The 13,773-nt window shown below is 56.4% G+C and carries 11 protein-coding genes; 1 reads left to right on the top strand and 10 read right to left on the bottom strand.

Annotated elements, in window-relative coordinates:
• Nucleotides 1-488: 488 nt before the first annotated feature.
• Genes aroB through pilM form a run of 7 tightly spaced genes read right to left on the bottom strand, consistent with a single transcriptional unit; the run spans nt 489 to nt 7,079 of the window.
• Nucleotides 489-1,595, bottom strand: coding sequence for a 3-dehydroquinate synthase (gene aroB / locus SR894_RS03035; protein ID WP_223287902.1), 1,107 nt, complete (start codon nt 1,593-1,595; stop codon nt 489-491).
• A complete protein-coding gene (gene aroK / locus SR894_RS03030; protein WP_133730792.1) occupies nt 1,592-2,170 on the bottom strand; it encodes a shikimate kinase AroK in 579 nt (192 codons plus the stop codon). Before aroK ends, aroB begins: the two co-directional genes overlap by 4 nt.
• Nucleotides 2,170-4,230 (bottom strand): type IV pilus secretin PilQ, encoded by a 2,061-nt coding sequence (locus tag SR894_RS03025; RefSeq protein ID WP_133730793.1) that lies wholly within the window; start codon nt 4,228-4,230, stop codon nt 2,170-2,172. Before SR894_RS03025 ends, aroK begins: the two co-directional genes overlap by 1 nt.
• A 14-nt stretch (nt 4,231-4,244) precedes the next feature.
• On the bottom strand, nt 4,245-4,796 hold the full coding sequence (locus SR894_RS03020; protein WP_223287903.1) for a pilus assembly protein PilP: 552 nt from the start codon (nt 4,794-4,796) through the stop codon (nt 4,245-4,247).
• Entirely contained in the window at nt 4,793-5,452 is a 660-nt protein-coding gene (locus SR894_RS03015) for a type IV pilus inner membrane component PilO (RefSeq protein ID WP_223287904.1), read from the bottom strand. Before SR894_RS03015 ends, SR894_RS03020 begins: the two co-directional genes overlap by 4 nt.
• Complete coding sequence (locus SR894_RS03010; protein WP_133730796.1) at nt 5,449-6,021, bottom strand: PilN domain-containing protein; 573 nt, start codon at nt 6,019-6,021, stop codon at nt 5,449-5,451. Before SR894_RS03010 ends, SR894_RS03015 begins: the two co-directional genes overlap by 4 nt.
• Nucleotides 6,018-7,079 carry a type IV pilus assembly protein PilM gene (gene pilM, locus SR894_RS03005; protein ID WP_133730797.1) on the bottom strand — a complete coding sequence of 354 codons (1,062 nt, stop codon included), beginning with the start codon at nt 7,077-7,079 and terminating at the stop codon, nt 6,018-6,020. The genes SR894_RS03010 and pilM overlap by 4 nt, the downstream gene beginning before the upstream one ends.
• Before the next feature lie 204 nt (nt 7,080-7,283).
• Here pilM and SR894_RS03000 point away from each other — a divergent pair, with 204 nt between their 5' ends.
• Nucleotides 7,284-9,809, top strand: coding sequence for a penicillin-binding protein 1A (locus SR894_RS03000; protein WP_223287905.1), 2,526 nt, complete (start codon nt 7,284-7,286; stop codon nt 9,807-9,809).
• Nucleotides 9,810-9,917: 108 nt separating this feature from the next.
• Here SR894_RS03000 and SR894_RS02995 read toward each other — a convergent pair whose 3' ends face one another.
• The 3 genes from SR894_RS02995 to SR894_RS02985 are packed head-to-tail and all read right to left on the bottom strand — an operon-like array spanning nt 9,918 to nt 13,481.
• Complete coding sequence (locus SR894_RS02995; RefSeq protein ID WP_223287906.1) at nt 9,918-11,936, bottom strand: TRAP transporter permease; 2,019 nt, start codon at nt 11,934-11,936, stop codon at nt 9,918-9,920.
• A 32-nt stretch (nt 11,937-11,968) separates the two neighbouring features.
• Complete coding sequence (locus SR894_RS02990) at nt 11,969-12,481, bottom strand: DUF1850 domain-containing protein (RefSeq protein WP_223287907.1); 513 nt, start codon at nt 12,479-12,481, stop codon at nt 11,969-11,971.
• Between the two features lie 28 nt (nt 12,482-12,509).
• Complete coding sequence (locus SR894_RS02985; protein ID WP_133730801.1) at nt 12,510-13,481, bottom strand: TAXI family TRAP transporter solute-binding subunit; 972 nt, start codon at nt 13,479-13,481, stop codon at nt 12,510-12,512.
• Nucleotides 13,482-13,773: the final 292 nt, after the last annotated feature.

Here is a 13,773-nt window from a genome sequence, read left to right as displayed (position 1 = left end):
GACGGTTTCGCTTTTTTTATAGTGCTTATAACCTGCCCAGAATGGGGTACTTCCCACGTTCGCTGCCGCAACAAAATGGCCGGTCAGCATAGCGATTGCTAACCACTTTGCGCAATCTCTTGGCGCCCACATCGTTAGAGAAACTCTTTTCAAATCCTGTATTTGCACCCTCACCCAAGGAAAAAATATATATACTTCAACCACTTGTAGTATGGTAAAACGCTATTTTAACGCTTTTTATTTTCCATTAAACTTTAGTCTAAATGGCGTCCACAAACCCATGCCGATAGCGCATAAGGCATACGGATTATATAAAACAGTGTTCGACAAATGGGCTCACGATGTAGCCGAGCGAATAAAAAACCGCCCAATGAAACCACTCAACGTAAGAAGCGGTTTCTTGGACGGTATCGCTGACTAGGTTTTGCTGACGGGGTTTGCAATAACCGAGCCTGATGAAGAGATTTTTGAAAGGATTAGGTTGCCTCTCAGCAGCGCGGATAATCGTTAAGCAACGTGCGAAGAACACTAACGGGCGTTGCATCGCTGACGCAGGCATCACCCAGGGCGGTAAGCAGCACTAGGCGCAGCCGAGTACCGGTATTTTTTTTATCCAGCCGCATGCGGGTTAAAAAGTCATCGCTGGTCATATTCGCCGGTGCCGCTAGCGGCAGCTCGGCGCTCTCGATCACCGCCAGGCTACGTGCTAGCGCTGCATCGGTGAGCCAGCCCAAGCGCCGGGAAAGCGTTGCCGCCATGGCCATGCCCGCGCCCACGGCTTCGCCGTGTAGCCAGTTGCCGTAGCCCTGATGCGCCTCAATGGCATGGCCAAAGGTGTGGCCCAGATTGAGCAGCGCACGGACGCCCTGTTCGGTCTCATCTTCGGCGACAATGTCTGCTTTGATTTGGCAACTGCGCGCAATGGCTTCTGCGACGACCTCAGGCTCCACGTTGAGCAGTGCCGCCATGTTGGCTTCCAGCCAGCTTAGAAACGCTTCGTCGCGGATCAAGCCGTACTTTATAACCTCGGCAAGACCAGCGGAGAGCTCGCGACGGGGCAGGCTCTTCAGCGTATCAATATCCACCAGCACGGCTTTGGGCTGCCAGAAGGCGCCAATCATGTTTTTACCCAGCGGATGGTTAACGCCGGTTTTACCGCCTACCGATGAGTCCACCTGGGAAAGCAGCGTGGTGGGTACTTGGATAAACGCCACGCCGCGCTGATAGGAAGCGGCAGCGTAGCCGACCATATCGCCAATCACCCCGCCGCCTAAGGCGATCAGGGTGCAGCGGCGGTTAAAACCGGCCTCTAGCAGCGCATCCCAAATACGGCTGACCTGCTCGATGGTTTTATACTGCTCGCCATCCGGTAGCACGACGGTGCGCACTTCCAGATGATCCGGCAGGCTAGCGCAGAGCTTTTCCAGGTAGAGCGGTGCGATGGTTTCGTTGGTCACCACCATCACCTGCTGGCCGGCCAGATAAGGCGTCAGCATTTCGGCACGCCCCATTAGCGCGGTGCCAATATGAATCGGGTAGCTGCGCTCGTCTAAAGCAACATGAAGGGTGCGTTGCGCGCTGGCAGTCGAGGTCATTGCGATACCTTATGGTTAAACGTTCCAGCCGATGACGATGAGGGCTCGAGTGGATCCACCAGGCGATGCACCCGGCGCAGAATTTCATTGACCACCGCTCGCGGGCTGCGCCGGTCGGTGCGCACGGCAATATCCGAGGTGGCGCGATAGAGCGGGTCGCGCTGGGCAAACATATCGTTAAGCACCTGCTCGCGGTTGGCACACTGCAATAGCGGCCGGTTGCGATCTTTCGCTGTCCGTTTGAGCTGCTGGTCGACGGTGGTCAGCAGATACACCACCGTGCCACGCTCGCGCAGTGCGCGGCGATTCTCTTCACGGAGCACCGCACCGCCGCCAGTGGCGACGACGACCGGTGAGAGCCGGGTTAATTCATCGATCATATGAATTTCCCGCAGGCGAAAGCCCTGCTCGCCCTCGACATCAAAAATCCACGGGATATCTGCCCCGCAGCGGTCTTGGATGGCGTGGTCACTGTCGTAAAACGGGCGCGCAAGCTCAGCCGCCAATAGGCGACCAATAGTGCTTTTGCCAGCCCCCATGGGGCCTATGAGAAATAAATTGGGTAAATCCTGCATCAGCGAACCGTTAAGCCATCGTCTAGGAGTCGTGGAGTAATAAAGACTAACAACTCTACCTTTTCATTGCTCTCTTCGGTATAGCGAAACAGTCTACCGAGCAAAGGAATATCACCCAAAAGCGGTGTTTTGGCGATTTGGCGTAGCTCTTCGGTGGTCAAAATTCCGCCTAACACCACCGTTTGGCCGTTATCTACCAACACCTGGGTCTCAATCTGGTTGGTATCAATCGGCGGTTCACCGCCAAACTCCGATTCACGGAAGCTGTCATTTTTGATCACCAGATCCATAATAATGCGGTTATCCGGGGTAATCTGCGGGGTAACTTCCAACGAAAGTTCGGCCTCTTTGAACTCGGTATCCGGATTGTCGTTGCCATCCACACTCTGGAAGGCACGCTCTTCACCCTGGCTAATTTTGGCGGTACGTTGATTGGCGGTAATAATTCTAGGCTGAGAAATAGTCTGGCTTTTACCTTCGCTTTCCAGTGCGCGCAGCTCTAAATCCAACAGGATATCGCCGGATAAATAGCCAAAGCTAAAGCCGGTGCCCGGCCCTGTGGCAGCGCCTAAATCCACCGCTAAGCCGCCCTGCGCCCGGTTGATGCCATCGGGGTTGATATCACGTCGGCTGAAGGTGCCGTCTTCCCCCTCCTGAAAGCCGCGGGTACTCGACATACCCCAGTTAATACCCAGCTCACGGGAAGCAGTGTCCCTCGCAATGACAATGCGTGCCTCAATCTGTACCTGCCGAACGGCAACATCCAGACGGTCAATGGTACGGGCAATATCGCGCACTTGATCAGCGGTATCTTGCACCAGCAACGTATTAGTCCGGTTATCAATGCTGACGCGCCCCCGCTCGGTGAGCAGACCAAAACCGTCACCGTCGCCCCCGCGCAGCAACTGAGCTAAATCTTCAGCCCGCGCATATTTGATCTCGATAAACTCGGTGACCAGGGGCGAGAGCGTCTCACGCTGGTTGCGCGCCTCTAACTCCTGGCGCTCCAACTCGGCCAGCTCACTAGCGGGCGCCACCACAATCACATTGCCCTGCTCTCGACTCGATAGCCCCTGGCTTTGCAGAATCAGCTCAAGCGCCTGATCCCAGGGCACATCATTTAAATTGAGCGTTACACGCCCCGTTACGCTGTCGCTGGCGACTAAATTTAGCCCGGTAAATTCAGCCAGCGTCGCTAGCACCGAGCGTACTTCGATGTCCTGAAAATTAAGGCTCAGCCGCTCGCCGGTGAAGCGCTCTCCGGTTGCCTGAGAGGGTTGCGCCTCCTGACTGGCGGGCTGCACTTCTACGGTCAGGGTGCGCCCACTTTGCGAGGAGATCATCGCATAAGCGCCCTGGGTAGCGATTGCTAGCTGCGTGGCATCCTGGCGGGCACGGGGCGTAATCCGTGTGATGGGGGTGGCGAAATCGGTGACATCGTAGACTTGGTTAAGCGAGTCTGGAATCGCCACATCGCGCAGATCCACCATCACTTGATCGGGGCCGCCTTCTCGCACGTTCGCCTCGACGCCTTCGCGATCAAAGGTCACTATCAACCGTCCGGCGCCGTCTTCACCACGACGAAAGTCAATATTCTCAATCTGCGGCCCTTCGTCGGTTTCAAGTCCCGCTGAAGCGATGCTGGGAGAAGGGCTAAGCGAGCGATTGGCACCTGAAGCAAAGGTAATACGTAGACGATCACCCAGCACGCTGGATGTGAACGTCTGCGATTCGCGGAGATTGACCACCAAACGCGTGCGGCCACTGCCCTCCAGAGCGGTAATTTGCTCGATACCGAGGTTGTTAACATTAATGCGCCGATTGGATAGTCCACTTTGGGTTGCTGCCAAATCCAGCGTCACTCGAGGAGGGGAGTCCAATCGGTAGCTGCGTAACTCAGGCACGCCACCGGTGAAACGCAGGTCAAGGTGAGCACCACCGTTCTCGGCGGGCTGAACGCCAATATCTGTCAGCACCGAGGCAGCCGCCATTGAGGGCAACAGTGAGCATAGTGCGGCCATGGCCATGTAGAAAGTGATTCGCCAAGCTGTAACTGCCATGAGCTATTATCCGCTTACTCGTTGTTTTCGTTGATGACTAGCGACACTTGCCGCTCCTGCCACCCTTCAGGCTGGGTGAACACCCGTTCTGTCACGCGTATCTCTTGAGCGTTGATCTGAGCAATACGTCCATAGTCGGTGCCCATATAGTTACCCTCTTTAACGCTGGTCACGCTGCCATCTGGGGATGCAATCAAGGCCACTTGTCGCCCTCCCATACGCATGGTACCGACCAATCGCAGCTCTTGCAGCGAGAAGCGCTCCAGTGGCTCTGGCGTGCGCTGCCGGTCAGGGGCAAGTGACCCTTCGCTTCGATCAGCGCTCCCCTGAGCAATCTCTTCAGGGGGTAAAAAGGGGCTACGTTCGTTGCTATATAAATAGGACAAATCCGCGCTCTCGGGCAGCGCAACAGCCATAACCGGCGGCTGCCCGCCAGGGGACTGACGAATATCGGCCAGCGTGCCTTCAAGTTGTGCCAAATCGGCGTCCACACAGCCTGTAAGCGCCACTGCGGAGACCATGAAAGAGACCGCCCTTACCGCAAAAGGTAGTTGTTTAGCCCTCATGGTTCCCCCGCCCCCTCTGCGGAGGCTTGGTCGCCCTCCTCCACATAGCGATAAGTGCGAGCCAAGAGCGAAAGGCGCAGCGCATCGCCACGGCCATCGACGGGTTCCAGGCTAAAATCGTGCTGGGTCACCATGCGGGGCAGCGAGGCAATGTCGGCACTGAAGCGCGCCAACTGGTGATAGCCGCCCCGCACCTGTATATCCAGCGGTTGCTCGACATAATGGGCCTGGGCTTGCGTTGGACGCAGCCGAATCGTTTCAATGGTTAAGCGGTTATCGACGGCGGCATCGCTAATGCTATCCAGCAGTGACGGGATTTCTGCATCGGTGGGAAGCATGGTGCGAAAACGCCCCATCTGCTCTTCCAGGGTCGCCAACTGCTCACGCATTTCTGGCAGGAATGCCGCTTGTGAAGCTTTGCTGCGGTATTCGCTCAGCAGCCTGGCTTCTTGGCGCTGGGCGGCCATCACGGCTTCGCGCTGTTCGCTCACCACCAGCCACATCATCACACTCAGTGCCGCCAGCAGCGCCAAGCAGCCGCACAATGCTTTTAGTAGCCACGGCCAGCTACCGGCCTCTTTAACGTCGAGATCCCGCCAATCAACATCGCGCAGACGCTGCCATTCAAGCGCCCACCGCTCGCGGTTAAACCTCATGGAAGCGCCTCCTCAACGCCCTGCGACAGTTCGCTGGCGGTCTGTTCCACCTCAAAACGAAATACGCGGCCTGAGCCATTCTGCTCACTCTCTACTGCCGAGAGCGAGGGCACTGCCAAACCAGGTAGATCGGCAATACGGCGCAGTTGTTCGGAAACCTGGCGCTCACTGCCGGCCACTGCCGTTACGCTGACAGTATTACCGTTCTTAGCTAAGCGTTGATAAATGACGCCATTGGCCACACTCTCCGCCACGTCATTAAATAGCTGCACGGCATCCGTCCTTTCAGACTGCAGCGCCTGAAACACCGCGATCTGCTCACCTAAGCGCTCGGCGTCACTGGCGTAGCGTGATACGCCAGCAATATCGGTATTAAGACGCTCAATGTGGTCACTAATATAAGCATTACGCTGCTGCTGGGCTGCCAGCTTGAGCTGGTAAAAATGCGCGATCAGTAGGCCAAGCACGACGCCCACCACCAGCATGGCGGCTACCACGACGTAGAATTTGCGGGTTCGCCGTTCACGCTGCGCTTCCCGCCAGGGCAGAAGATTAATCGTCATGCTCATTGGCTAACCCTCATCGCCAAGCCACCCGCAGTGAGCATCGCCGGGGCATCGTTGGTCAACGCCTGAAGGTTCAAGCGCTTGTTGACCCGCATGCGCTGAAAGGGATTGGCAATGGTCACCGACATACCACTATCTTCAGCAATGCGTTCGGCAAGCCCTGGAATCACACTCGAACCGCCCGCTAATACGATGTGTTTCACCTCTTGCTGACGCCCGGCGGTGTAGTAGAGCTGCAGAGAGCGCCCTACCTGCTGCACCACGGTTTCCAAAAAAGGGTTGAGCACACGCTCATGGTAGTCATCAGGCAGTCCGCCGCGCTTTTTGGCGAACCCCGCCTCCTCCATGCTCAAATCGTAGCGGTCACGAATGGCATCGGTGAGTTGGCGGCCGCCAAAAACCGTGTCGCGGGTATAGACGATATGCCCACCGCGAACGACGTGGAAGGCATTCATATTGGCACCAATATCCACCAGCCCAACGCAGGCGGTAGGATCATTCTCTACGTTTAGCTGGCGGCGCAATTCGGCAAGCGATCGCTCCATGGCAAAGGTTTCCACGTCCACTGCTGCGGGCTCTAAGCCTGCCCGCTCTAGCGTGTCGGTGAGCTGCGTCACATCCTGCTGCCGGCAGGCGACCAGCACCACCTGCTGTTGCTCATCGTCAAAGGGCGCGGGCCCAAGACACTCGAAATCAAACGCTACTTCATTGAACGGAAATGGAATATGGCGGTCGGATTCGGCCACGATGCGCTCTTCAATCTCCTCTTCACTCAGCCCGATAGGGAAGCTCAGCGTTTTAGTGATCGCAGCGCTGGCTGGAACAGCCACCGCTGCTTTGCGGGTAGAGGGTTTGGCATGTTCCACGGCACGGCTAAGCACACTGGCGACGTCATCGATATCGCGGATACGGCGCTCCACCACGGCCCCTTCGCGCAGTGGTCGAACGGCATAGCTTTCTACCTGGTAATTATCGTGGCACTGTTTTAGCTCAAGCAGCTTGACGGTCGCCGAGGTAATATCGACGCCGATCAACCCTTTACCAGATTTAAGAAAGCGCATATTGGGTCTGGCTCCGCCTGATTGTCGCCCGTTTATTACATGTCGTTTGAGGTTACATGATTTTTAGTTACGTCACACGCGAACCAACTTAGCGCACATCAACACTGGTGGCCGCCGCCTCAGGTTCCTATAATGGCTGCCAATTGCATGATACGGCCGTTTTAGATGCCGATCTTTTCATTCTTCCCAGGGTGCTCTCCGTACATGACGTTTCTTCGAACCCTTATTTTGTCGCTGTTTTTCATGATTGTGTCGCTGGTAGGGGCTAGCGCGCTAGCCGTGATTGGCGCCGCCATTTACTTTGCCCCAGGGCTGCCCGACGTTCGCCAGTTGCAAGACTTTGAACTGCACACGCCGCTGCGCATTTTTACCCAGGACGGTAAATTGATTGGTGAGTTTGGTGAAGAGCGCCGCATGGCGATCAATTTTGATGAAGTTCCACAAGATATGATCAACGCCTTGACCGCCGCCGAGGATGCCAGCTATTTCGACCACGCTGGCGTCGACCCCAGAGGCTTGGCGCGGGCTTTAGTTCAACTGACGATGAGTGGTGATATTCAATCAGGCGGCTCGACAATCACCATGCAGGTCGCGCGTAACTATATGCTGACGCTCGATCAGACCTTTACGCGTAAAATTCGTGAGATCCTGCTGGCACTGCAAATGGAGCAGATCCTCAATAAAGAGGAAATCTTCGAGCTTTACGTCAACAAGATTTTCCTGGGCAACCGCGCCTACGGTATCGCTGCCGCCGCCGAAACCTATTACGACAAACCACTCGCCGAGCTTAGCCTGGCACAAACGGCCATGATTGCCGGTTTACCCAAGGCACCTTCTGCCTTTAACCCGCTGGCTAACTCCGAGCGGTCGCTGATTCGTCGCAACTGGATTCTATTCCGTATGCGCGAGCTGGGGCATATCGACGACGCCACCTACCAAGCGGCCGTTCAGGAACCCGTCACGGCCCGTCGTCACTACACCCAAGCCGAAGTCGATGCTGCCTATGTTTCAGAGATGGCGCGTCAGTATGCGGTGGAGCGCTTCGGCGATGAGGCTTACACCGGCGGCTATCGCATTTACACCACTATTGATAGCGAGTTGCAGCCCTTTGCCCGTCAAGCGTTGGCCAATGGGCTAACGGATTATGACTTACGCCACGGTTGGCGCGGGCCAGAACAGCGTGAGATTGCCGCAAGCCTTGTCGAAGCACAGGAGCAAACCGCGACCCAAGGCCTTGAAGAGGAGCTTGCCGAGTCACCCGAGATTCGCGAGACCGCACGGCAAGCCGCCCAGCGCAGTCAAACCCAAGTCGAAGGTATCGATGGCGACGTCAGCAACTGGGTGCAGGTGCTTGAGCGCACGCCCAACTATGGTCTGCTCCAGCCCGCCATCGTGGTAGAGAGCAGCGGCCGTGAAATGCAGGTGCTCACTCGCGACGACGGTCTACAGACGATCGGTTGGGAAGGTCTGAGCTGGGCACGCCCCTATTTGAGCCCGCGGAGCCGCGGAGCCGAGCCCAGCTCGGCGGAGGAGATCGCAGTACGAGGCGATATGATCCGCGTAGTTGAGAATGAAGACGGATCGCTACGCCTCTCTCAACAGCCGGATGCGGAAGGCTCGCTGGTCGCCCAAGACCCACAAACGGGTGCTATCCTGGCACTCCAGGGCGGTTTCGACTTTAACGCCAGTAAGTTCAATCGTGCTGTACAGGCACGACGCCAGTCTGGCTCTATCTTCAAGCCGTTTATTTACTTAGCGGCCCTTGAAGATGGAGAGATGAACGCCGCCAGCGTCGTTAATGATTCCCCCGTGGTTCTTGACGACGGCAGTAACTCATTGTGGCGTCCAGTCAACTCCAGCCGTGACTTCCAGGGCCCTATGCGCTTACGTCCGGCACTTGCCCGTTCGCGCAATCTGGTCACTATTCGCGTTCTACAAACCATGGGGCTGGATTACACGATTAACTTTTTGGAAGGCTTCGGCTTCTCTCCTGCCCAGCTCCCCCGTGGCTTATCATTAGCGCTAGGCAGCGCAAGCTTAACGCCGATGGAGATGACCAATGCCTACGCAGTGCTCGCAAACGGTGGTTTCCAGGTGTCGCCCTGGTTTATTGAGCGGGTTACCCGCGACGACGACAATGAGCTGATCGATGAAGCCACGCCACAGGTTGCCTGCTCCAGCTGTGCCGAAGACCAGGAGACGGTGGAAATTGATGGCCGCGAATACCCGATCGCCAAACGGGTGGCCGACCCGGCCGCTGTCTACATTCTGCGCGATATGCTGCGTGACGTTATCACCTCGGGCACTGGCCGCGGTGCCCTTAGCCTTAACCGTGAGGATATCGTCGGCAAGACCGGCACCACGAACAGCCAGCGTGATGCCTGGTTTGCGGGCTTTAACAGCAACCTGGTGACCACGGTATGGGTGGGTAAAGACAGCAACGAGACCATTTCTGAATATGGGGCTCAGGCCGCGCTTCCTATCTGGATAGAGTTCATGGGTGATGCCCTGGAAGGCACCCCGAACGCCGTACCCGAGCGGCCCGCGACGATTGTCACCGCCCGCGTGGATCCGGATACAGGCCAACGCTTAGCAGACGGCCAGTCTGGCGGGATTACCGAGCTGTTCCATCAGGATCACCTGCCGGATTACCAGCAGCGCCGCATTAGCCGCGAGCTGGAAGAAGCCAGTGGTTCTCAGGGGTCAGGTACCGCTGAGTCGATCTTCTAACTCAGTCTTCTAGACCTGCCAATCCCGTAGTACACCAAACGAAAGGCCCGGAGAGATAATCTCCGGGCCTTTTCTGTTGCTGGCTACCTTTGGGTCTGTCTGTAGCGTTTAACCACTAACGGGTGTCGCAGGCGCTTCGCGCTTACTGGCCAACCAGTTAGCCCCTATGGCGACAATCATGACCGCGACACCGGCAATTTCGGTCATCAGATTAGGGTAGAACACCCCAAAAATCGCAGCGGTAATCGCAATGCGTGGTAGCCATGACATTTTGGTAAACAGATACCCTTCCAACGCCGCGGCAAAGGCACCTAATGCCAGAATGGCAATCACCCCATTCCAGATGACCACCGGCACCGGGCCACCAATGATAATCTCAGGGTTGAAGACCATAAACAGCGGAATCAGGTAGAGACCTTTGGCAAACTTCCACGCCTGAAAGCTGGTTTCCATCGGCTTACTGCCCGCAATCGCCGCCCCGGCAAAGCCTGCCAAGGCGATGGGAGGCGTCACGTTGGAGTCCTGGGAGTACCAGAACACGACCAAGTGAGCGACCAGCAGCGGCACACCAAACTCGGCTGTCAATGCAGGCCCGACGAGCACAATGAGTACGATATAGCTGGCAGTAACAGGCAGGCCCATCCCCAGCACCAGGCTTGCCAACAGCACCATCACCAGCGCCAATACCAGGTTGCCGCCGGAGAAAGCCAGCATCATGGAGGAGAATTTCAGCCCCAGGCCGGTTAACCCCACGACCCCAACGATAATCCCGGCGACCGCACAAGCCATGGAAACCGCTACCGCATTGCGCGCGCCTAGCTCCAGGCCTTCGATCAGCTTGGCAAAGCCTGTACGTACCACGTCTTTAATCGCTGTTGCTGTCACCGGCTGGCCCTGCCTGGGCGCCACAAAGAAGAACCACAGCACATAGCGCAATACCGCTACCGCCAAAATAGTAATCACTGCGTAGTAGCCCACCCGCATGGGCGACATACTCATGGCCAGCAGCCAGACCAGCACCGCCAACGGCAGCAGGAAGTGCCAGCCATCCTTCATGACCTGGCGCATCTGCGGCAGCTCATCCTTGGGTAGCCCCTGCATGCCCTGCTTAAGAGCGATAATATGCACAAAAAGATAGACCGTGGCGAAATACATAATTGCCGGCAGGATGCTGACTTTGACGATATCCAGGTACGGCGTATTGGTGTACTCAGCAATCAGGAACGCCCCTGCCCCCATCAACGGCGGCATGATCTGCCCACCGGTTGAGGCCGCCGCTTCGATACCGCCTGCCTGCTTGGCTTTGTAGCCCAATCGCTTCATCAGCGGAATGGTAAAAGCACCGGTGGTGACCACGTTGGCAATCGCGCTGCCAGAAATAGAGCCCATGCCTGCCGACGCTAATACCGCCGCCTTGGCTGGCCCGCCACGCTGGCGTCCGGTCGCCGCATAGGCCATATCGATAAAGAACTTACCCGCTCCGGTACACTCCAAAAAAGCACCAAAGAGGACAAAAATAAAGATATAGGTCGCGGCCACGCCCAGCGGCAGCCCGAAAATACCCTCTTGCCCCAGGTAAAGTTGACCAGCGACCCGGTCAATGGTATAGCCGCGGTGCTCAAGAATGCCCGGCATCCACTCACCAAGCCACGGTAGCTCGCCCCGCGGCCCCGCAAAGGCGTACACAATCGCCAATAGACCAATGACGGTCATACCAAAACCTACCGCGCGGCGGCTGGCTTCCAATACCGTCACCGTGGCAATACAGGCGACCAGAATATCGGTACTGTTCCAAAAACCTGCACGGCTAAAAATCTCATCCAGGTTGAGTACCAAGTAACCACCGGTGAGAATAGCCCCGGCGAAAAACAGCAGATCAAGCCCCCAGCCCAATACACCACGCTTGCGGGTGGGGCCGAAGGCTGGAAACATTAAAAATGCCAGCACCATAATCAGTGCCAGGTGAATACTGCGCTGATAAAAAAGCCCTAAGGGCTGAATGCCAGCAGAGTAGAGCTGAAACAGGGAAAGACCCACCGCCACAATGGTGATCGACCACAGCACCATGCGGGGTTGAATCACATTACCGCCCGGCACCACGCTCGACGGTTGATTGGATTCGCTCATGAAGTCCTCGGAAGCGTTAACTAATGTCGTTTTTATTCACGCGGGGATGCGTGAGGGTCTATCAACTGAATGGTCACGCGTTGCCCAGCGGCGTGTTCACTTAGGCTGACTGGCGCATGCTCACCGCCTGGCCACACCACGCGATGATTAACAGCCGGTGAACCTACCCTCAACACATAACGGTTATTGGTGACAGGCTCGTTAATGGCATTAATCCAATAACCGCCTTCACCGTCTGATACCTGCTCACCGCGGCCAAAAATATGCCCAAGCCCTGCGGCGAAATCGGGTTGATGGCTACGCTCCAATTGCATGACACCCGCTACATTACGATAGCAGTCCAGCACCGTGAAATGTTCAACGGAGTGTTGCCACTTGATGCACCAGCGACCGCCAGCAGGTACTGCCTCATCCACTAGCGTGTCGCCCTGTTCGGTCACCACCGCTAGGCGCATAAACGCCGACGCCGAAGCGGGGGAAGCCCCCACTTCGGCGAACGGACAACATGCAATCAGTAGTGCCATCAGTCGTTGCTGCCACTGCATGGCAATATCCTTCAATGCACGTTAGCGATTAAGGACGCAGACGATCCGGGATTTCAGCACCAACTTCTTCGAAATAACGCAGCGCACCGGGGTGCAGCGGCACAGGAGTCGACTCCATAGTGAACTCAATGGTGGTGTCGTTAGCCGCCGGGTGAACGGCAATCAGCTCGTCGGTGTTTTCGAACAGTAGCTGAGTCAACTGATAAGCCAGCTCTTCGTCCATGTCAGAGTTAACGACGAGGACGTTGGGAATACCCAGGGTCTGCACGGCTTCGTCCATACCGTCATACATACCGGCGGCAAGCTTGTAAGGTGCGAAGACTTCTTCTTCTTCCCGAGCATTGGCCACTTCTTCATCGGACAGGCCAATCAGGCGAATATCACGGGTGGCTGCCAGGTTGAGAATCGAGCTGGTGGGCGGCCCAACGCTCCAGAAACCGGCGTCGATATCACCGTCGCGAATGGCATCTGCAGTTTCGTTGAAGTTAAGGCGCTGGGGGGTGAAATCGCTATAGCTAATACCATTGGCTTCAAGCAGAGCACGGGCATTGAGCTCGGTGCCGCTACCCGGTGCACCGACGGAAACACGCTTGCCCGCTAGATCAGCAATCGATTCAATATCCGACTCGGCCAGCGTTACCAGCTGTACCGCGTTGGGATAAACCGAGGCGAGCGCGCGGATGTTCTCAACCTGACGGCCTTCAAAATCATCCGTGCCGGTATAAGCCTGATAGACCGTATCGGCCAGAGCCAGGGCAAGATCCGCGTCACCGCGCATGATCAGCCCCATATTTTCAACCGAGGCACCGGTCACTTCAGCCGTCGCCTGAGCGCCTTCGATATGGTTGTTGATCATTTCGGCAAAACCACCGCCGATAGGGTAGTAAACGCCACCGGTACCGCCAGTCGCGATTGAGAGTTGTTGAGCGCTTGCTGGAAGCGCGACCGCGAGCATAGAAGCGGCAGCGGCTGTGGCGTATAGAGAGCGTAGAGTTTTCATGAGCATTTCCTCCGTCCTGCTTGGACTTATAGGTATGGTTGACGATAAAAGGAGGTGTTGAAGCCCCAGCTTCTGGCTGCCGTCACGACGAACCGGAAGCGGTGGAAGTGAAGTTAGCACGGCTTATGCGTTAGATGCTAATAGGCGTTATCAGCGCAGCAGCGCCTTTACCTCTACAGCCGTGAGTGCCTAAGAAGGTGTAACCGCCCAGCAGTTAGATCGAATAGCCAAAACTATTAAAATCATGAAATTCAGCATAAATGTCTTATTTTATGCCGAATTGTTATTATTT

Origin of the sequence: Vreelandella neptunia (genome assembly GCF_034479615.1) — a bacterium.
Classification (GTDB): Bacteria; Pseudomonadota; Gammaproteobacteria; order Pseudomonadales; family Halomonadaceae; genus Vreelandella; species Vreelandella neptunia.
The sequence above is the reverse complement of the archived record's forward strand: the minus strand, read 5'-3'. Positions and strand labels throughout refer to the sequence as shown.